The sequence below is a fragment of the Dorea sp. AF24-7LB genome (assembly GCF_003478575.1).
Lineage (GTDB): Bacteria > Bacillota > Clostridia > Lachnospirales > Lachnospiraceae > Dorea_D > Dorea_D hominis.
The window spans coordinates 24,671-45,590 of sequence record NZ_QUFR01000004.1; the positions used below are offsets into that span (position 1 = coordinate 24,671).

General features: G+C 42.9%; 23 protein-coding genes. 12 read left to right on the forward strand and 11 right to left on the reverse strand.

Translation table 11 applies throughout. The features are described from left to right. Positions 1-12: 12 nt before the first annotated feature. From DWY31_RS05325 to DWY31_RS05350, 6 genes are all read right to left on the reverse strand, one after another. A complete protein-coding gene (locus DWY31_RS05325) occupies positions 13-516 on the reverse strand; it encodes a MarR family winged helix-turn-helix transcriptional regulator (protein WP_118519721.1) in 504 nt (167 codons plus the stop codon). Positions 517-919: 403 nt separating this feature from the next. Beyond that, the gene (gene grdF / locus DWY31_RS05330; RefSeq protein WP_118519722.1) at positions 920-2,230 is read right to left on the reverse strand and encodes a sarcosine reductase complex component B subunit beta; all 1,311 of its coding nucleotides are present in this window, start codon (positions 2,228-2,230) and stop codon (positions 920-922) included. A gap of 14 nt (positions 2,231-2,244) precedes the next feature. Further along, positions 2,245-3,531: a sarcosine reductase complex component B subunit alpha gene (gene grdG / locus DWY31_RS05335; protein ID WP_118519723.1), complete on the reverse strand. Its 1,287-nt coding sequence runs from the start codon at positions 3,529-3,531 to the stop codon at positions 2,245-2,247. Between the two features lie 90 nt (positions 3,532-3,621). Beyond that, positions 3,622-4,011, reverse strand: a complete 390-nt coding sequence (locus tag DWY31_RS05340) for a GrdX family protein (RefSeq protein ID WP_021861500.1) — start codon at positions 4,009-4,011, stop codon at positions 3,622-3,624. 561 nt (positions 4,012-4,572) lie between these two features. Then, complete coding sequence (locus tag DWY31_RS05345; protein ID WP_021861499.1) at positions 4,573-5,562, reverse strand: relA/SpoT domain protein; 990 nt, start codon at positions 5,560-5,562, stop codon at positions 4,573-4,575. Between the two features lie 147 nt (positions 5,563-5,709). Beyond that, on the reverse strand, positions 5,710-6,723 hold the full coding sequence (locus tag DWY31_RS05350; protein ID WP_118519724.1) for a hypothetical protein: 1,014 nt from the start codon (positions 6,721-6,723) through the stop codon (positions 5,710-5,712). Between the two features lie 278 nt (positions 6,724-7,001). Between DWY31_RS05350 and DWY31_RS05355 the strand changes: the two genes are divergently transcribed. Further along, complete coding sequence (locus DWY31_RS05355; RefSeq protein ID WP_118519725.1) at positions 7,002-7,802, forward strand: LytTR family DNA-binding domain-containing protein; 801 nt, start codon at positions 7,002-7,004, stop codon at positions 7,800-7,802. On the opposite strand, the gene DWY31_RS05360 is transcribed toward DWY31_RS05355, so the two are convergent. Beyond that, entirely contained in the window at positions 7,768-8,703 is a 936-nt protein-coding gene (locus DWY31_RS05360; protein WP_118519726.1) for a DMT family transporter, read from the reverse strand. The genes DWY31_RS05355 and DWY31_RS05360 overlap by 35 nt on opposite strands. Before the next feature lie 74 nt (positions 8,704-8,777). Continuing rightward, entirely contained in the window at positions 8,778-9,335 is a 558-nt protein-coding gene (lepB, locus tag DWY31_RS05365) for a signal peptidase I (RefSeq protein ID WP_118519727.1), read from the reverse strand. Between the two features lie 303 nt (positions 9,336-9,638). Between lepB and DWY31_RS05370 the strand changes: the two genes are divergently transcribed. The 10 genes from DWY31_RS05370 (at position 9,639) to DWY31_RS05415 (ending at position 16,803) form a co-directional block, all read left to right on the forward strand. After that, positions 9,639-10,340 (forward strand): GGDEF domain-containing protein, encoded by a 702-nt coding sequence (locus DWY31_RS05370; protein ID WP_118519728.1) that lies wholly within the window; start codon positions 9,639-9,641, stop codon positions 10,338-10,340. Positions 10,341-10,344: 4 nt separating this feature from the next. Beyond that, positions 10,345-10,938, forward strand: a complete 594-nt coding sequence (locus tag DWY31_RS05375) for an RNA polymerase sigma factor (RefSeq protein WP_226977313.1) — start codon at positions 10,345-10,347, stop codon at positions 10,936-10,938. Then, on the forward strand, positions 10,931-11,668 hold the full coding sequence (locus DWY31_RS05380; protein WP_021861492.1) for a hypothetical protein: 738 nt from the start codon (positions 10,931-10,933) through the stop codon (positions 11,666-11,668). Before DWY31_RS05375 ends, DWY31_RS05380 begins: the two co-directional genes overlap by 8 nt. A 28-nt stretch (positions 11,669-11,696) precedes the next feature. Then, positions 11,697-12,632 (forward strand): transglutaminase domain-containing protein, encoded by a 936-nt coding sequence (locus DWY31_RS05385; RefSeq protein WP_243060427.1) that lies wholly within the window; start codon positions 11,697-11,699, stop codon positions 12,630-12,632. Positions 12,633-12,696: 64 nt separating this feature from the next. Then, positions 12,697-13,743: a type II secretion system F family protein gene (locus DWY31_RS05390; protein WP_021861490.1), complete on the forward strand. Its 1,047-nt coding sequence runs from the start codon at positions 12,697-12,699 to the stop codon at positions 13,741-13,743. Positions 13,744-13,957: 214 nt separating this feature from the next. Further along, positions 13,958-14,158 carry a hypothetical protein gene (locus tag DWY31_RS14140; protein ID WP_243060429.1) on the forward strand — a complete coding sequence of 67 codons (201 nt, stop codon included), beginning with the start codon at positions 13,958-13,960 and terminating at the stop codon, positions 14,156-14,158. Beyond that, entirely contained in the window at positions 14,158-14,673 is a 516-nt protein-coding gene (locus DWY31_RS05400; protein WP_118519731.1) for a DUF4860 domain-containing protein, read from the forward strand. The genes DWY31_RS14140 and DWY31_RS05400 overlap by 1 nt, the downstream gene beginning before the upstream one ends. Next, positions 14,670-15,179, forward strand: a complete 510-nt coding sequence (locus DWY31_RS05405; RefSeq protein WP_118519732.1) for a PulJ/GspJ family protein — start codon at positions 14,670-14,672, stop codon at positions 15,177-15,179. The genes DWY31_RS05400 and DWY31_RS05405 overlap by 4 nt, the downstream gene beginning before the upstream one ends. A 5-nt stretch (positions 15,180-15,184) precedes the next feature. Then, positions 15,185-15,724 carry a hypothetical protein gene (locus DWY31_RS05410; protein ID WP_118519733.1) on the forward strand — a complete coding sequence of 180 codons (540 nt, stop codon included), beginning with the start codon at positions 15,185-15,187 and terminating at the stop codon, positions 15,722-15,724. 17 nt (positions 15,725-15,741) lie between these two features. Further along, positions 15,742-16,803: a type IV pilus twitching motility protein PilT gene (locus tag DWY31_RS05415; protein ID WP_118519734.1), complete on the forward strand. Its 1,062-nt coding sequence runs from the start codon at positions 15,742-15,744 to the stop codon at positions 16,801-16,803. Between the two features lie 56 nt (positions 16,804-16,859). Here DWY31_RS05415 and DWY31_RS05420 read toward each other — a convergent pair whose 3' ends face one another. From DWY31_RS05420 to DWY31_RS05430, 3 genes are all read right to left on the reverse strand, one after another. Next, entirely contained in the window at positions 16,860-17,720 is an 861-nt protein-coding gene (locus tag DWY31_RS05420; protein WP_118519735.1) for an Ig-like domain-containing protein, read from the reverse strand. 81 nt (positions 17,721-17,801) lie between these two features. Further along, positions 17,802-18,152, reverse strand: coding sequence for an Ig-like domain-containing protein (locus DWY31_RS05425; protein WP_118519736.1), 351 nt, complete (start codon positions 18,150-18,152; stop codon positions 17,802-17,804). 88 nt (positions 18,153-18,240) lie between these two features. Continuing rightward, entirely contained in the window at positions 18,241-19,581 is a 1,341-nt protein-coding gene (locus tag DWY31_RS05430; RefSeq protein ID WP_118519737.1) for an MATE family efflux transporter, read from the reverse strand. Positions 19,582-19,775: 194 nt separating this feature from the next. Here DWY31_RS05430 and DWY31_RS05435 point away from each other — a divergent pair, with 194 nt between their 5' ends. Continuing rightward, positions 19,776-20,690 carry a DMT family transporter gene (locus DWY31_RS05435; RefSeq protein WP_158575488.1) on the forward strand — a complete coding sequence of 305 codons (915 nt, stop codon included), beginning with the start codon at positions 19,776-19,778 and terminating at the stop codon, positions 20,688-20,690. Positions 20,691-20,920: the final 230 nt, after the last annotated feature.

Genomic DNA, 20,920 nt, shown 5'->3' on the forward strand with positions numbered 1-20,920 from the left:
TTAGCTGTTTTCTTATTTATCTGCTTTCTTTTTTGCTATTTCTTCTTTTGCCGCCTTTTCTCCTTCGGCAAGGTTCCGATACATGAGATACATAACCTTCTTGCATGTCAGTACATCTTCTTCAGAAATACCTGCGACCAGCATTGCTTCGGTCTGGTGAATGTGCTCCATAATAAATTTGTGCACTTTTTCAGCCTTCCCTGTCGGAACTATCCGTTTCAGCCGGGCATCAGACTCTACCGCTTCACGCGTGATAAATCCATGCTCTTCCATTAATTTCAGTATTCCGGTCGCTGTAGACTTGCGGATACAGAATTCTTCTTCCACATCTTTCTGGTAAATATCCTTGTGCTCAGATTCCAGCAAAATAAATTTGAGCACGTGTCTCTGCATTGCTGTGAGTTCTTCCGTATCGTCAAATGGCATCCCACAATTGTGCCGTTTCATCTGATGAGAAAGTATATGGATCAGCCTTCCCATATGCATCTCTTTGATTTTCTGATCTGGATCCTGCATATTTGATTCCTCCTTGTAATCTATGTACAAACCTGGTTATATGCTCTGATATCCCTTCCCGGTCACACATTTTAATTCCTGCGTAACAGTTAGTCTCCAAATAGTTCGTGTACTAACTGTTCGCATGCTAACTTATTATATGTGTCTTATTTTCAAATGTCAATATATTTTTTTAGACGGCTTCCTCGCTGCCATAATACTTCATACACCAGCTCGCTTAACAGCCAGGTGATGTACATTCGCCAAATACAGATTCTTGTGCAAGCACAAATCTGTACTTGGCTCATCGTATACACAAAGAGAGACAAAAAGAAGGGTTCTTCTTTTTGTCTCTCACGGGGCATGTATCTATAAATTTGTTATTGTCTTATAAATTTTACTTCTATTCTTCCAGATCTGATTACTAATTTTCAAATACTGTCTGGTCTGTAACTGGTGTCTGAAGTGCTTGCAAAGCCTTCTCAACCAAAGCATCCCTAATTTTATAAGATTCTGCTTCGCCTTCTGTCGGATCACCGAGCGGATACGGGATTCCAATCGCCGGAACGATTCGGTTCGCACCGATCGTGCGTGAAATCGGAACTACTGTACACACATGCACCACCGGGATACCATATGCTTCAATGCCTTTTACCATCGTTGCACCGCAACGTGTACAGGTACCTCAGGTACTTACAAGAATAACTGCATCTACATGATCTTCTACCAGCTTCTTACCAATATCCGTGCCGAATTTTGCTGCTGAATTGGTAGCCGTTCCAGTTCCGGTCGTACTTGCAAAATACGGATACAATTTACCAATCTCTCCGTCCTTTTCCTTCTTCCGGAGAACATCCAGTGGAATAACGAGATTTGGATCTTCCATTACAAACTGTCTGTCATATCCACCATGGATTGTTGTATAATCATCCTTTGACATTGTTTCCATTCCCTCGATCGGATACCAGCCAAATTTGGTTGCATTGGATGATTCGATATGATCCGGATTGTCAAGTGGCACGATACCGCCGGAAGTTACAATGGCGATCGTTGCCTTGCTCATATCCTTGATAGCTTCTGCCGGAGGAACACGGTCGAACTTCGGCATCGGAAGGTCTGTGGAAAATTCTTCTCCGGCAATCTTCTTAAGAAGCATCTGGATTCCTCTCTCAGAACCTCTCTCATCCGCAAAATAATTAACACGGATTCCTCTCTCCAGATATCCTTCCTCTGCTGGTCCAAGGATCTCTTCACCTGTCGCAAGCTTACGGATCAGATTCACAAATTTCGGTACTGCTTTACGCATTGTTGCTGCAGAATTACCTGTCTCTACGAGAATCACATCCTGACGGAACATATCCGTTCCCGGATTTTCCTTATACATACCGGACACAACCGGAATGCCAAGTCTTTCTTCCACTGCCTTGCATATTGTTCCGCATGCTACTCCATAACGTCCCGCATTAAATGCCGGTCCTGCAACAAATACGTCCGGATGATAACGTTTCACCATCTCTACAATTGTATCTGTCGCTTCATCCAGATTCTCTCCAAAATAGTTATCACCACAGATCACAGTCGCAACGATCTCATAATCGTCTCCGAGTCCCTGTGCCAGTGCCAGTCCCGGTCCAATGACCTTCTCTTGTACTTCCGGTTCATAATCTGCTTTATCTTCTCCACCGATACCGCCGAAGAACTGATTCAGATAATGTACAATTCGATATGCTGCCATGTTTCACCCCTCCTTTAGTATCCTTTTGCTGCCAGTTTGTTGTAGCCGTTCGCAATTGTAGATGCGATAATGATCTGCAGTTCTGCTTCAAATGAACCGTCTTCGTTCATACAGCCTGCCCAGCCGCCGATCTGGCTCTCGATATATTCTGTTGTTCCGATTACCTTATCCATTGCCGGGAAATGAAGTGTTGCATTACCCTGTCCACAAGATGCAAGTGCTGTTGCTTCATCACAGGTATCTGCCAGAGAAGCTGATTTCCCATCCTTACCTGGGAACTCATCTGTAATCAGGCAAACTTTCGTTCCGGCTCTTTCTACTTTCTTACAATTCATCATCAGATCTGTATCCGGATTGCCATATCCCTCTTCTGTGATCAGCACTCCGTCCAGTCCTATCCACTGACACAGCTTCGCAACCATATCAGAATGACGTTCCTTATCCGCAAGAAATACATTTTCATTCGTCAGAATCACGCCCATGAAATTGAGATCTTTTCCATGATGTCTGTATAAATCTTCAATAACCGGATTGTGCAGATGATGATAGCTGGTTACTTTATCACACGGTGCCACACAGTTACCGGATACGATTGCGCCATCCATGATCTCTGTCGGATACATAAATGTCGGTACGATCTGTTTTGCATCCACTCCATAATAATAAGTATCATGCAGCAATCCCTGTGACTGAAGCATATGTACATATCCGATCTTCGGAAGATCCGGGTATTGCTGTGCTTGCTCCAGAATTGGCTTTGTCTCATACACTTCCAGTGTGTCCGGTTCGATATTTCTTGCAAGTTCGCCGAGATATGTCGCAACTTTGAGGCCTGCCATACGTCCCGCACGTTCATAAACATGTGTTTCCAGACCTTCTTTTGGTTCGATCACCACGCACACATTGAGCGTCTTTGAAAACGGACAATAATCTGCTGCCGGTCCGCTCATATCAATGACACCTTCCTGAAATCCTACGATTCGTCCCACTGTAACAACACAGCAGCCGGATAATGCATGTGTTCTTCCACTTCCAACCTGTGGAGACACTTTTCCGATCACACCTGGGAACATCTCACCGCCACTGACTTTTACACGTGGTTCGATTACGTCTTTTACCGGCGTGATTCTTGTCTTCTCACCCGGTTTTGCAAGTTCCAGATGGCAGCCAATCAATTTGTCATCTTCCAACACAAGGCGTTCTACTTCTTCCTTATTGATAGAAAGCACATGATCATCCACGCAGGACTTGTCACCAAACCGGATATCCCTGATTTCAATTTTACCTAACTCCAGTTTCATACTTCCTTTCCTCCTCATTCTGCTTTACTTTAAAGCTATTTTTATCTCTGTTATAAATACCTTGCTATCGTCTCTGCACTGTCTGCTGCGCTAAACGATCCTTGGCATAACATTCTGAACTATGGATAAATCAATGGTCTTGAAATCATCCTCTACTTTTTTGGGGTAGGAAGCCGGGGACGGTGCTATCTCCTGCCAGCGTCTGTATACTTCCAGACATTTTTCAATCAACAGGATTGCCTTCATCGCATCTTCCCCGCTTCCCGGGTATACAATTACAGACCGATATGGCGTCTGGTTCGGTTTCAGGCTCGATGCCTGCGGATGTGTCAGCAGAATATGGCGGTCATAAACCATATCCCGCGTTGCGATCAGAACTTCTTCATACGTCTGTTTTAAAATAACTTGCATCTCATCTTTGTATGCTTCAAACACGCGGTCATTATTCGTAATTATGATTGCTTTCTCTCGTTCGTACATACGCTTTTCCTCTGTAGATATCTATATTACAAGGTATCATTTTTATAAAAATTGTTAGAACAAAGTGCCCTCTGTTCCGCCTTTATATTGTTTTATTCGGTGTGTTTGTATTATAATGTTTTTCTATAAATATAATCTTTCATTTGCTTTTTCTATCAAATTCAATGTAGCACAATCTTTATGTAGTTTCAATGGATTTTCTTAACATTTTGTTATTTTTTTATCTATTTTTACCATAAAATTATTCAAGCAAAAGTGCCGCAGGCACAACGGGCTCGCCTGTTTTGGTCCTCTGGTAGAAATAAATAAAAAAGTCCTTGACAGAAACTAAAATAATTTCTGTCAAGGACAAGTTCTGCATTGGAAAAATATATATCTCCGGCTTATACCACCCGCGGTGCCACCTTGATTCACAGCATGACCTGTGCGCGCATGAATGCTTTGATCTCCGCTTCATTGGTTTAGTATGTTAAATTGTTTTTTATAATTTAGCACAACATTATTCTGTTACCAAACTATTTTTATTAAATGCGCCGCACTAAATGCGTCGCACGCTGATAACTAGTCAATCAGGTCATTCTGATATCTGGATAAATGCTCGTACGGCAGAATCTGACGTCCCCTGTACAGACCACAGCCGTCATTAATCAGACTGTTGTTCACTGCTGCGAACATATTGACATCCAGGTCTTTTAACTCCAGATTGACAAGCCGTTTTCCACGCTCATATGCTTCATCAAAATACAGGTTCTCGCCCTCCGGAATAACTTTCCTTCTTGTACGCTCCTGCTCCTGCTTCTTCTCGTAAGCCTTATGATTTGCCGCACCAATCTCTGCAATATCGTCCATTGTCTTCGTCCGAAGCTGCACTTCCATATAGCTTCGTGAACTGTTATCGTAAAATGTAATATGGAGAGACTGGTATCCACTCTCAATATGATTAGAAATATAATCTCTGTAATACGGGCGGACATTATCATGAAGCTGCTCTGACTTACTCTCCAGCACGCCTCTTGCCGACTCTGCCGAAAATCCCTGTGCTTCCAGAAATCCCGGCAACACATTGGCAATCTGATACAGATACTCGATCTCTTCCTTCTCCCATTCTGCTTCATTTTTCACGTTGCATTTCGGAAGAGAAACTACGATTCGATATGCAATAAAATCACGAAAACAGTTTAATTTTTCTTTTAATTCGGAAATGGTCGGATAGCGCCCGTATTTCTCGTAACATTCATAGACACATTCCACGATATAACCATTGAATTTCTCTTCCGCACGGAGCAGTGATTTGATCCTGCCTTTGAATGTAAATGCAAGAAACGGATATTCCTTTGCCATATATTTGTAAAATTCACGGATCTTCTGTGACTGTGCTGTCAGGAAGTCGTTGTGTTCCAGCATTTCCTGAATCTGGATCAGAAAATTACTGTGGATCAGATCAATCTCATTGCCGGTACGTTTTGCTTCTTTTCTAAGATCTACGATATATTTGTGTAAAATCTTAAAGACTGTATTTCCGGAATATAAATAATCGTTTAATGTTATCATTCGCATCACCTCTTAAACTTATTTCATTATAACAGATGAGCATATGTGTTGCAGTACAATCTTTCTGTAATTTAAGCGTTCAAAAAGAAAGGGCACCACACGAATTTCGTGTAATACCCTTTGAAACGGATTAACTACTATAAAATGTCACTGCAGCATATATTTCTTCAATTGCCGCCGATTGGCAATTCCCAGCTTTTTGTAAACCGCTTTTAGCGTCCGGTTAAGCTGATTCTGTTCAATTCCCATATGTTCGGCAATCTCCACATTCATCCAGCCTCTGTTTGCCAGCATAGCTACTACAAATTCTTCTTTCGTAAGTACACTGAGTTTCCCGCCGACTGCTTTTGCTCCTTCTCCTTTGCTTCTAAGGCCATGCCATTTCTGCCATCCGTAACTGAAACGTTCCATGATCCGGAATATCCGGTCGAATTCTTCCGGCGACTCTTCTTTTATATATTGTTCCACCAGCCCCTGTAAAAGTCCATGATGTTCACCGATTCCTTCCAGCAGTCCATCCGGCTCTGCCAGTTCCCATGCTGCCCGAAAATGCTCTTCGGCTTCTTTCGTTTTCTTCATACTGACAGCGTCCATCGCTGCCACAAGGTGAAGATATATAGACGAAACCGGATATAACTGCGGGCTGAATGCAAGCCCTGTCTCTACGATTCCGCGGGAGCGCTCATACTCTCCCTTCTGATAAGCATCATATGCGATAAAGTAACATCCCCATAACCGCAATCCTTTTGGAAGATCTGTTAGATATTCAAAGATCAGAGGTGCTTCCCAGTCTTCGATATGAAGCAGCACTTTTGCCACACTTCCGGCAAATGCCGCATATGCTCTCTCTTTGCGATCTTCTGAATGAAGCAGCACATCAGCCGTCACTTTCATAACATGTGCACCTGCTTTTACTGCCTCTACTCCTCCTAACGAAAAATCAGAAAAAATATAGATCAGACATGCCGACATTCTGAATACAAGATCTTCATCCTGCAGATATTTCTCGGAAATTTCTGCCGCCTTCTCACTTTCTCCCCGAAAATAATAAAATTCCGCACGTGCCATTTCCCTGTGTGCAGAATCTTCCAGATTGTCAATGAGAGTTCTTGCTTCACCCGGAACATAGGATGTTCCCATAAACCATAACTTATGTTCCATAATACTTCATCTTCTTTCTGTCTTAATTTTTCACCTTATTTTAAATTTACTCTCTTTTAAATATAATTTTAATTTTCCGCTTTTATGCTTATTTCGGGGCAGATCCCTTTACTGACACTTCATATAATACCAGCAGATTGCTACCTGTTTTGGTTTCCTTGGTATAATAATATTGCATTTTTACATCCCTTGCAATAAAATATAAAAAACGACTTGTTTTCTTTAAAATTTCACTTGCCTTTTATGAACTGGAATCTGCATTTTGGGAAGGGAATTCTATGAATATTGAAAAATATACCATTTGCAGTGCTGCAATTTTATTAGAATATTATGACAACAAAATCCAGTCATTCCTTGAAAACTGCCACGATGATATTCTGTGGCTTGGACCAGCGCATGATCAGATGATCCGCGGAAAAGATAATCTGATAGATGCATTTCAGAAAGAAAAACATGAACTGCGTTTTACTGTTTCAAATCTCGTTGTCTATCCGCTCGACACAGGCAGTCCTTCTGCTCTGGACGTGCTTCTTACTTTTCAGTTGGATACTTTCTGGCCGGATGGCAGTTCAAATCGCGTCCATCAAAGAATTTCTATGCTATGGGCTATGCAAAATAATATCCCACGCATCCGGCTTTGCCACATTTCCAATGCGATTGCCTATGATCCGCGGGATACTATCTATCCTGTTCATTATGCTGAAACCTATAAATCCATGGTTCTATCCGGGCAGATAAAGCGCAGAAGAGTTACTTTTCATGGAAAAGACCGCTCCATGATTTATCTGAAACCGGATCTGATTCTGTATGTAGAATCCTGTGGTTCTCATACTCTGCTGCACACTTCGACGCAGACATTTGAATGTGTTGAACGTCTGTCCGCTCTATGCAAACGCTGTGAACCGGAACTGATCCGCTGTCACGAAAGTTATCTGGTGAACCTGACTTACGTCGCCAGTATCCAGCGGTTCTCCTTTACACTTACCAATGGGGTCTCTATTCCGATACCTGAGAAACGATACACGCATATAAAAAAGCTGCTGGCTAATTTTTCTTCTTCCCCGGAAGTGAAAGAATAATAACTGCACCGATGATTCCTGCAAATCCTAAAAGATCCATGAATTCAAAGGAAACGCCCATAAATAATACAGATGCAAGTGTTGCTGTCAGTGGTTCTACCGATGCAAATAGACTCGCCCTTGTTCCGCCGATCAGACGCAGCCCTTCCATGTAGCATCCGAAAGAAAGCACGGTTCCCATGATGATTACGACCGTTACGCACAGAAATGTCTGCCAGTCCCATATAATCTGCGCCGTGATTGTCCACGGTCTTACAATTGGAATTAGTCCGATTCCGCTGATTAACATACCCCAGCCAACGATCGCAAATGTTCCGTATTCGCTCATCAGATTACCCGGAAGCAGATTATAAAATACGGTCGCAAGCGCAGATGCAAGTCCAAGAAACAGAGTTGTTTTGGACACTGTAAGCTGTGTCAGATCTCCGTGCGTTGCGATCAGTATGACTCCGCCAAATGCAAGAACCAGTGCAATACGCTCTGATACTTCCGGCAATTTCCGGTTGACAAGCGATGTGTACAGCATGATGATAACCGGTGCCACATACTGCAATACTGTTGCGATACCTGCATTTGAATCATCTACTGCCATATAATATGTCATCTGGCAGGCCGCAATACCGATCATACCATACAACATCATCCGGATCACATGTCTTGGATTCTTCCATATGCGGAAAGTATCTTTTTTCTGTTTTGCAACTACTGTGGACAGAAGGATCAATCCCGCAATAATCAGACGCACATTTACCAGCCACTGTGGTGTCATCCCTCTGTGTTCAAATGAATATTTCCCAAAAACTCCTGCAAGCCCCCAAAAGACACCGCCTAATATTGTCAAAGCGGTGCCTCTCATCTTCTCACGGCGTTCAAATTGTTCCGTAAGTTCTGTATATCCCATTTTCTCATCCTCATTCTCTCATTGTACTCTTATCTGTTCGGATATTTATCCTATTCGTCAGCGTAGCATATTTTTTAAAAGATTTCTATAGACCATCTGATCTTTCCCTTGATGTTTTTTATCTTCACAGTGCCAATCTCTCTGGAATCCCTGGAAACCTCTCGGTTATCACCGAGCACAAAAACCTGCTTATCTTCTACCGTCAGTGGATAGGTGATCTTATCAGACTTTGCTTCCGTTTTACCGACTGCCTGCGGTGTCGTAACTTCTTCTCCGTTGACATAGATCTTTTCACGGTCAATATTAACGGTATCCCCTGCTACAGCAATCACTCTCTTCACATATACATCCCCGTTCGGCATATCGAGCGCCACGATGTCTCCGGCTTTGTATTCGCTGTTATGTCTCTCATAAATAACTATATTCTTGTCATGCAGTGTCGGATACATCGATTCTCCGTCAACTGTCGATATCCCCATAAAAAAATGGAAAAGACCTATGATAACAACAAAAACGAGCAGGAACTGCATTATCACGATCAGTCGTTGTTTCCAGCGTTCTTTTGCTTTTTTCTTCTTCATGACCGGATCTACATCTTCCAGCACTTTTTGCTTAATACTCTCTATCTCCATCTTGTAAAACCTTCTTCCTGTTTCTTTTACCTTCCTTATTATAATGATTTTATCCTTATATCTCAACACCCAATCCATGTGAAAATCTGTGACTGTCGAAATATGGTATTCCCTTATTATTTGTGATATAATATACAAATGATATCAGAGAAATACATTCATATATCATTACAGAAACTTAGTTCTGCAGATATATGAGCGTAAAACTCGGACAAGAAGTAACACACGGGGATTTTCAGCCTGAAACTATAGACATAAGCAACACCCGTCAATGGACCTGAATTGAACGGAGGATTCACAATTATGAAAAAGTACACGTCATTCAAGGTTCTCCAGCTTGCAATACTGGCGATCCTTACCATCTTAAGTCTGTTTCTCCTTCTGAAACCAGAAGTGAAACAGTTCGTATTTTCATCCCGCCCTGCCACGATTTTGTTTTTTGTCGTATGGGTACTGTTATTGGTCAGCTTTATTTTCCTGCTGATCGATTTTAACCTTATCTCAACAATTAAACTGAACTATCATAACTTATACGGTGTCGCTTATTCCGATCCGATATCCGGTATGCCAAACCGTTTCAGCTGTGATACAGTCATTGAGAAATATTACGACGAGAAACTTCCGGAGAACATCGGCTGTATTATGATCGATCTTTCCAATCTTTCAGAGATTAATAACCTTTACACACATGCTACCGGCAACCGTCTGTTGAAAGATTTTTCCAATATTCTTTCCACTGCGGCAACGTCTTTATGTTTTGTCGGTCGCAACGGTGGTAATAAGTTTCTTGCGATCTTTGAAGACTGTACCGATGAAAATATAGATCTTTTTATCCAGCGCATTGAAAACCGGGTTGCCCAGCACAATCAGGCACCGGATTCTATTGCCATTGAATATCACACCGGTATCGCACTGAATCGTAATGAACATCTGGATCAGATTACCCGGCTGATCGCACTTGCAAACAAACGTATATCCAGATCAACGAATGTACAAAGGAGTTAGACGCATGGAACTTGATTATGATTACATTGCAAAACTGGTACGCAAAACGCAGGAAGGCGACAGCGATGCATTTGCAGAATTATATACTGCTACTTATCAGTCGCAGTACCGTTTTGCCTATCAATATGTAAAAGATCCTTATCTTGCACAGGACATCCTGCAGGAAGTTTACATTTTAGTATTAAAGAATCTGGACACACTGAAGAATCCGCGTCTCTTTGTATCCTGGTTGCACCAGATCACATTCCGGATCTGTTTTGACACTTGGCAGAAAAGGAAACGGCAGGAACAGGAACTGGATTATATATCCTCCGGTCAGACATCTGATTTTTCAGAATCTTTCTCGGATATCATGACGAATCCGGAGAAGCATATTCTGAACAAAGATGCAAAAGCACGGCTGATGCAGGCGATCCAGTCACTGCCTCCACAATATTCGCAGGCGATCATCATGCGCTATTACAATAATATGAGCATCGAAGATATTGCCGTTGCGATGGATTACAGCCGGAGTACTGCCAAACGGCGTTTGCGCAAAGGGCGCAAACTTCTGGAAAACATGCTCCACGAAGAAAAAGGAGGGATTTGTTTTGAATAAAGATTATACTTCTGAGTTAGACCTTCACGCATCTTCTTTTGACAATACAGACATTCCTGCTTTGGATTCGAAGACTGCGAACCAGCTTCTGAACAACGTTTTTAACGCATGCGACATGGAACCGAGCACAATTCCGGTCGAAGTTCTGGAAGACTGGGGCAATTACAAGAAAACGACCTTTGGTTTCGGACGGACGCTGGCCTATCTGTGCACACTGCTTCTGATCTTAATGCCGCTTTTATTCATTAAGCCAACGATTATTGCAGAACGTACCAAAGTAGACTCTGCACAGTCCGCTGTTTACAATATCCGGGTAAAGACACTGCTCCCGATCCGGGAAGTTACCGCTGACCTGGATGGACATCCGGTCGCTTTAACGAAGAAAGATACGCATACTTATACTGCGGAAGTTACTTCTAACGGAACACTGACAATCCATGCAGAAGGCATGAACGCACAGACTTCCTTACGTAGTTACAAAGTTTCCAGTCTGGATACCGAGAAACCGAAACTTCTGGACTCCTACTCCCGTCACGGAGTTGTATATCTGGACGTATCCGACACATATTCCGGTATCAACTACGATGCGATTTCCGGTCTTGTCCCGAAGAGTATCAACAAGAAAACCGGTACCATTTCTTTTATGATACCGAAGCAACCGACAACTATTAAGATTCCGGATAATGCCGGTAATGAACTGGAATTGTTGCTCTCTCCGGTTAAGAAATAACGTACATTTTAAAAAGGAGAATCCCGATATGACTATGAAAAAGACATCACATGCTTTGCCTGTTATATTACTTATCGGGATTCTTCTTTTTGTATTATCCGGCTGTTCGTCTTCCCATTCAAATGAAGTCGATCATTCCGGGCCAAAGCGTGATTCCACGCCAAAAGTATTATCTCCGTCTGCCCCCGGCAAAAAAATTTACAAAAATAACAGTGCATCCATCGATGCGTCACATATTTCCGAAGCATATATCATGGTAAAATATACCGGCGGCAAATCCAAAGTAAAATTACAGATTGCCGGACCGGATCAAGCAAATTATACTTATCTTCTGAGTAAAGACGCCGGTTATATGGCATTTCCACTCAATGCCGGAAATGGCAGTTATTCACTCAGTATTCTGGAAAATGTAAGCGGAGATTCTTATGCAGTCGCTCTGGAGCAGACCATTTCCGCAAAGATCGAGGATAGGTTTCTTCCTTTCCTCTACCCGAACCAGTATGTCTGGTTCACTGCGAAATCAAATGCAGTAAAAAAAGGGCAGAAACTTGCGGAAAATACATGGACGGATCTGGAAGTCGTACAGAATGTTTATAACTATGTGACGAAACATGTCGCTTACGATAACGCCAAAGCTGAAAACGTTTCTTATGGATATATTCCAAATGTAGATGAAACTTTGAAAACCGGCAAAGGCATCTGTTTCGATTATGCAGCTCTTATGACTTCCATGCTGCGTTCCCAGCGGATTCCGACCAAACTGGAAGTCGGTTATGCCGGTGAAACTTACCACGCCTGGATCAGCACTTATGTAGATGACAAAGGCTGGGTGGATGATATCATCAAATTTGACGGAAAAGACTGGCAACTTATGGATCCAACACTTGCCGCCAGCAACGACAAAGAGTCCGTCAAGAAATATGTAAATGACAAAAATCATTACGTTGTGAAATTCAACTATTAAATACAATGATCGGGTTATGATATACCAGGCATACAAAACTGCTGTAACCCGGAAAGGAGTAATTATGACCGAGACACACACGCCTCTCTCCAATGCCGAGACCGCGGCATTCTGTTCGCAGATTGCTATGATCCTGCGATCCGGTATTTCTTCTATAGAGGGAATTTCTATCATGCTGGAAGATACAACCGAACCAGAAGAGAAGAGATTACTGGAAAGCATCAACACCATGCTTCTGAATACCGGTTCCCTGCACCTTGCACTAGAAGATACACACGCATTTCCGGACTATATGATCCAGATGGTACAGATTGGGGAACAGGCAGGAAAACTGGATGAAGTTATGACTTCCCTTGCGGACTATTATGAGAAAGAAGCTGCGCTAAACCAGACGATCCACAATGCAGTTACCTATCCTTTACTTATGATCTTTATGATGATCCTCGTCATCCTTGTACTGGTGACAAGAGTTATGCCGATCTTCAATCAGGTATTTGCCCAGCTCGGCAGAGAAATGAGCGGATTATCACTGGGTATCCTGCGATTTGGTCAGTTCTTAAACGCACACATCGTCGTCTGCGGCATTGTCCTTGTACTGCTTGCTGCCGGCGCTGCTTACCTGTTCTGGACAAAACGTGGACACCAGCTGCTCCTTGGATTTATGGGAAAACTTCACGGCGGCCGTTCTCTTCAGGATCAAATCGGCGCATGTCGTTTTGCAAGTGGTATGGCACTGACTTTAAGCAGCGGACTGACACCTGCGGAATGTCTGAAACTCTCCATTCCACTTATCAAGAAAGGAGCTTTCCGCACCCGTCTGGAAGCCTGCTCCGAAGCAGTTACAAATGGCGAAGATCTGTGCGAAACACTTCTTTCCAATCACATTTTCTCAGGAATTTATGCCAAAATGGCATCCATCGGTTCTAAGACCGGTGTGTTGGAAGAAGTGATGAACAAGATCGCCGGACAGTACGAAGAAGAGATCGATAACCGGCTCTCCAGAATGATCACTGCGATCGAACCGACACTTGTCATCATTCTGTCCGTGATCGTCGGCATCATTCTTCTGTCTGTCATGCTACCACTCATCAGCATCATGGCAACATTATAATACCTGGTTTCTTAACATGAATAAGAAATCTGTTCCCCGGTAATTGATACATCAAGATAGAAAGGAACGACTAAAGATGTCCCGTCGTTTTATTAAAAACCGGCAAACTTCATATTTGCGGAATGTTCTGATTTCCATCGCTTTATTTCTTGCTGTCTTTGGATTTTTCTCATACGGAATCGTATCCGTCCAGAAAGACATGGAGAAAAACGAGATGGAAACGCTGCAGTCTGCCGTTACCCGCGATATCACCCGCTGTTATGCGCAGGAAGGCACTTATCCGGAGAGTCTGACATATTTGAAAAAACATTATGGCCTGACTTATGACTCTTCCAAATATTTTGTGGATTACCAGCCATTGGGCGCCAATATTATGCCTGACGTTACGATCATCCGGAAAGGAGGCGGAAACTAATGCGTTTTGAACGTTCGAGAAAACATATGATAGACTTTATATTTCCGCTGACACTTTTACTTGTATTTGCGGTTTCCGCACTGATCGTACTGCTTCTGTCTGCACGTATTTACGCCGCACAGACGGAACAGGCAGATAAAAATTACCAGACTACCACACCACTTTCCTATATTACGGAAAAATTTCGCGCAAATGACACATACGGCGTTGTATCTGTCGAGAAACGTGAAGGCATGGAATGTCTTGCTTTCCACATGCCGGCTGATACTTCTGCTGATAATAACGGAAATACAGATACTACCGGCTATACAACATATCTCTATACAGATGGCGGGTGGCTGAAAGAACTGGTCGTACGAGATGACGCTGACGCTTCTCTTAAAGCTGGAAAGAAAGTGATCGAAGCCCGTGATCTGACCGTCACACGAAAGAAAAACGGACTGTACCGCATTATGATAACCGAAAAAAATGGCACACAAGTCAGCCGCCTGCTTGCAGAAAGGAGCCATTCATGAAACAACAGAATCACAAGCGCTCCGGCATCTTTCTGCTGGAAATTATGATCGCCATACTGTTTTTTGCACTGACCGGTGCTGTATGCCTGCGCACTTTCGTCAAAGCACATACACTGAGTACACAGGCTACCGAAACGGAACAGGCGCTTTCCCGTCTGGAAGATGTTGCCGGGCTTTTAAATACAATAGACGCGGCAGAGTTAAAAGATGAAAAGACATTTTCAGAGACTCTTGAAAGTGAATTTCCGGCCTGTGAAATGGATGGCAGAAACGCTGTTATTTATTATGATACAGACTGGAAATCCTGCCTGCCGGAAAAAGCATTCTACCAGATTCAGTTACAGACAACAGATAAAGAAGATTCCATGTGCCATTTTCAGATCAAAGCTCTGCGCCTCGCAGAAGGCACTGCCAGTATATCTTCCAGTAAATCTTCTGAGAAACAGTCAGGCAGGGCAGCTTCTGAAATTACACATTTAACACTAAAGCGCTACGCAAAGGATTGATGATTATGAATACATCAGGTTCAAAACAGAAAAATTTTCCAATTACAAATATCGGATCGGTCACTCTGCTGATGATCTTCATTGTATTGTGTATGATCACCTTTGCAGCGCTGTCACTTTCCAGTGCCGCTTCGGATTATCAGACCGCCCGGAAATCCGCCACTCATGCGCAGGAGTATTACAAAGCATCAGGTCGTGCGGAAGAGACTCTTGCAAAAATCGATCAGGTACTTAAAAACTGTTACCTTCAGACTTCCGATATTGCCGGATATTACAAAAATATCAAACAGCATTATAAAAACAATTCGGATATTACTTTAAAGAGAACTTCGGATTTCCTTACATTGACTTATCAGACGAAGATCAATGATAAACAGGCATTGCAGACACGCCTGCTGATTCTGCATCCGTCTGAGCAGACAGACAAACGCAGCCTCTCCTCTGCAAAAACTGCAACTCCTGATCTGTACCGCATCACTGGCTGGCAGACACTTTCAACTGCAGACTGGAACGGAGACAATTCTTTGAACTTACTTAAAAAATAAAAAGGAGACTTTTATTTATGATAACACTCGCTTCACAATTACTTGAAAAAACGGTAAGCTCCAACGCTTCCGATGTTTTTATCGTTGCCGGGCTTCCGGTTTCCATGCGGTTAAATGGCATCATTGTACATGAGGATGAAGAACGCCTGAAACCGAATGATACTGCCGAGATTATTAAACAGATTTACCAGATGGCAAATGAGCGCGACATGCAGACACTTCTTGCTACCGGAGATGATGATTTTTCATTTTCCATTCCGGGACTTTCCCGTTTCCGTGTCAGTGCCTTCAAACAGAGAGGTTCTCTATCCGCCGTCATCCGAGTGATCTCGTTCTCTCTGCCGGATGCAAAGGAGCAGGGAATCCCTCAGCAGATCATTGATTTTGCCGACTTTTCCAAAGGTCTGGTACTCGTCACCGGTCCTGCCGGAAGCGGTAAATCTACAACACTTGCCTGCGTGATCGACCACATCAACCAGACACGCCATGAACACATTATCACACTGGAAGATCCACTGGAATTTCTTCACCGCCACAATAAAAGTATTGTCAGCCAGCGCGAGATTTCTGTCGATACCGTCAGCTATGTAACGGCGTTGCGTGCATCTCTGCGCCAGAGCCCGGATGTCATTCTCCTTGGCGAAATGCGTGATTTCGAGACGATACAGGTTGCCATGACGGCTGCCGAAACCGGACACCTGATTTTCTCAACTTTACATACGATCGGTGCCGCCAATACGATCGACCGTATCATCGATGTATTCCCGCCGAACCAGCAACGACAGATTGCAGTCCAGTTATCCATGGTTCTGCAGGCTGTTATATCACAGCAGCTTGTCCCTACTATTGGCGGACACCAAGTTCCGGCATTTGAAATTATGACGGTAACACCTGCCATCCGCAATATGATCCGTGATAATAAAATCCCGCAGATTGATGGTATGATCTATTCTTCCGCCACACCGGAACTGATTTCCATGGATGCGAGCCTCTTGAAACTTTATAAGGATGGTACGATCGCCAAGGATACTGCGCTGACTTATGCGACGAATCCGGAGATGTTGAAGCGGAGGTTATAATAATAACAAGGCAGGTCAAATTGACCTGCCTTATCTATTCTCTTTGTTCACTTTTTTTAGTATTTTGTAAATCCGATTTTCTTCATGGAATAGCCGTATTTTCCTAAAAGTTTATCGTAGTATTTGAATGCTGTTTTTGTATAGCTGACTGCTTTTGTCCAGTCTTTTTCACGAGGCTTTCCGCTGTACTCCAGTTCATCATCACTTTCGCTCATCAGTTCACCTTCCAAACATTTTGTCAAATTCATTCCCTTACGGTTTCCATCGTAAGATTTGTCAAGCTTTCCTAAAATAAAGATAACATAATCTTCCTTAAGTTTCATATCAATTATTTGTAATTCCCCTGCTTTATCTTTTACGATATCCATCATGATTGCTGTACCTGTCATCTTGTCCGCTTTTTCGTTCATGTCTATATAACTGAATTCCATCTGCCATTTTTGGGGATATGCAATAATATTAATATCTTTTTCATTATTTTTTCCTTGTTTAGAAGTCATGGAAAGCATGTACATTCCATCGCCCTGATTTTTTCCTTTTTCTCTTACCAGATCATACAGCTTTCTCGCACGGTAATTTTCCTTTGTGACAACTGCCACTTTACATTTTAATTTCTTACCTTTTACTTTTGCAGTAATTGTACATTTGCCAAGTTTTACTGCTTTTACTGTTCCTTTGGAACTGACCTTTGCAATTTTCTTATTGCTGCTGGACCATTTGATTTTGGCACTTGTATTCTTCACTTTCAGTTTCGTACTCTGTCCCGGATACATTGCAGCACTTGTCTTGCTGAGTTTTGGTTTAACGGCTGCTTTTGCTTCCCCACTCCAGCCACCAAATGCAAGCGTCACCGCCATTGCAATCACCAGTAACCCTGCCGACAGACGTTTCCATACGTTTCTTCTGTTTTCTTTCATGCCTTCTTCCTCCCAATTTGTTTTTTATCTCTACATTAAGAAAAGCCTTCTAATCACACAACTTTTCTTAGAAAGAGCATCTTAGTATCTCTGCTTTGTGACAACCTGCACACGACACTTTAATGTCTTACCCTTGACTTTCGCGGAAATCAGACATCTGCCGGTTCTGACCGCACGCACCATTCCTCTTGGGCTGACCTGCGCAACCTTCGTGTTGCTACTGGACCATTTGGCTCTTGCCCTCGTATTATTCACGGCAAGTTTCTCATTCTGTCCTGCATACATATAGAGGCTGGTCGTATTCAGATTCGGTCTTGAAACACTCCTTGCCTTAACACCGATCCATCCACTCAGTGAAAATGTAACAGCCAGCGCAATTATCAGAATACCGGTTGCAAGCTGCTCCCACCAGGTCTTATTTCCTTTCCACATATTATTCCTCCATTTCTTACTACCCCATATAAAAATTATACTTTACTAAAGAAGCTTTCGTCAATTATTTTCAGACCATTATTTTCTTTTATTGTATTTTTTCAGTCTTTTTAAATGCAGGCATGCGAAAAATCTGTATCAGCAGCGGAATTACCATAATAAACCAGACCAGCGGCTCCGCGAGAATCACTCCTGTATAGCCAAGCCACGGCACCAGTGTAAAAGCAATGATAATTTTCCCGATCATTTCCAGAGAACTGGACACAAGCGGTGTTACATGATCGCCAAGTCCCTGCATCGCATTTCGCAAAATACAGATGATCGTTGTCACGAAATAAAAAATGGTATTGAATTTCAAATAGTTAGTCGCATTCAGAAGCACAATTTTATTGTGCGTTCCTGTTACGAGATAGACAAGGAAATCACCGATCGTATAACTTGCGACTGCAGACATAGCCGACCAGATAAATGTATACAGAAGTGCCACTTTGATTCCCTGCTTTACACGGTCCATCTTGCCTGCGCCCATATTCTGACCGCAGTAGGTTGCCATCGTCTGCCCAAATACGCTGAACATGATCATAAACATTTCCGACAATTTTCTTGCCGCCGTGTGTGCAATAATAATTTCTTTTCCAAGCTGATTGATTGCCGTCTGCAAGGTCAGCGATCCGATATTGATAAGGGAACTCATAAATCCCATCGACAGACCGGCGCTTAACATTTCCTTTCGCATGGCCGGATTGACATGACAGAAGTCTTCCTTTGACAGGCGGAGAATTTCGTATTTGTGCATCATGTAAAACCAGCAGATGACAAATGCCAGCCCTTGTGCAAGAACGGTTGCGATTGCCGCACCTCTCACACCACTGTGCAGTACAACTACGAAAAATAAATCTCCGGCGATATTTAACGCGACCGATACTGCGAGAATAATGAGCGGTGTCACAGTGTCCCCGATGGCACGCAACACTGCCGCACAGGCATCATATAAAAAGGTTGCAAGCAGCCCGGCTATGATAATAATAATGTAAGATCTTGCCATTGGCAGCAATTTTTCCGGTATATTTAAGAATTGCAGAATTTGTCGCAGAAATGCAAGTCCAAGCACAGTAAAGAATACCGAAATTCCTGTTCCAAGAACTAACGACTGGGCAAATGATTTCCGCATCTGTTCGATATCTCCGGCGCCGAATTTCTGTGCCGTGATAATGGCAAATCCATTTGACAATCCAAGCAGGAAACCGATAATCAGTCCACTTAACGTGCTCGTTGCTCCGACTGCTGCAAGTGCATTTCCTCCAAGGAAGGAGCCGACGATTCGTGTATCGGCAAGACTGTATGTCAATTGTAGTAAATTTCCTAAAAAAATCGGTACTGCAAATGTAAATACAAGTACCGATGGTTTTCCTTTTGTTAAATCTTTCATCTTACGCTTCTTACTCTCTTTCGCTCTTTGCTTTCACTTTAATTTAAGTTTCTGTCCTTCGGATATTTTCCGGTCTATTTTAGCACACCCTTTCTTCTCTGTAAAATACTTTTGACCCTAATGTCATGCTTTTGTGGTATGATAATTCCATGAAATACGAATTGCAACACAGATTGATAAGGAAATTAATTAACATGAAAGCACAAACATTATTAAAAGCAAAAAAATATACTGGGATTCTTCCCTTTCTCTCCGGCATCTGCTGGGGCGCTACAGGAATTTTTGTCCGAACTCTGGAAAATGCCGGAGTTGATAATTTCACGATCATCAGCTGCCGTATGCTTCTCGCAGCTCTCATTACAGGCATCTGTATGCTCATCTACAACCGCTCTCTGTTCCATGTAAACCTTAAGGATCTCTGGCTTTTTATTGCGAGCGGCATGATCGGAATGACGGCACTCAGCATTTTTTATAATATTTCGGTTTCCAGCAGTTCTCTGGCACTTGCGGCAGTTCTTCTTGCCATGTGTCCGGTTTTTGTACTGTTTCTGGCGGCAATATTTTTCCATGAAAAAATCACAGGACGCAAAACCGGCTGCGTCATTCTGGCGCTCACCGGCTGCGTACTGGTCAGTGGTGTATTTGAAAAAGGCGGACTTGCATGGTCTGTCCGCGGCATCGTCTGCGGTCTTCTCGCCTGCTTTTTCTATGCCTCATATAGCCTTGTCAGCAAACGCATGACACAGAAAAACTATCATTTCCTGACGATTACTTTCTATGGTACTTTATTTTCCGGACTGTCCATGCTTCCATTTTCAAATATGCATACTATCCGTGCTTTATGCACACCGGCTTATTTCTCCTATGCCGGTGTCATGTTTGTACATGCGCTGATCTCCTCTGTCCTTCCGTATGCGCTTTTCTCGCTTTCCATGCGCTATATGGAAACCGGCAAAGCTTCCATCCTCGCATCCAGTGAGCCTGCTGCCGCTATGATTTTCGGCGCAGTGCTCTACTCCGAGACGCCAAGTCTGCTCTCCGTATTGGGGCTTTGCTTTACGATCGCAGCGGTCGTGCTATTGAATGTACCGGAAAAGGATGTGAAGTAATCAATATCTATTTCTTTATATTTTTGTATTCTATAAACCTACGATTTTATCATCAACCCGAAAGATTTACACAGGCTGTTGTTGAGGGCATTCCCGTTTCAGAAATGTTAAATCGTTCCTTTTATGAAGTCTTTGAAAATGGAGATAAAAAATGGCTTGTTACTTATGCGGATGTAGCGTTAAACGGCAATAAGCATATCCTGCAGGATTATAGTCCGGAAATCGACAAG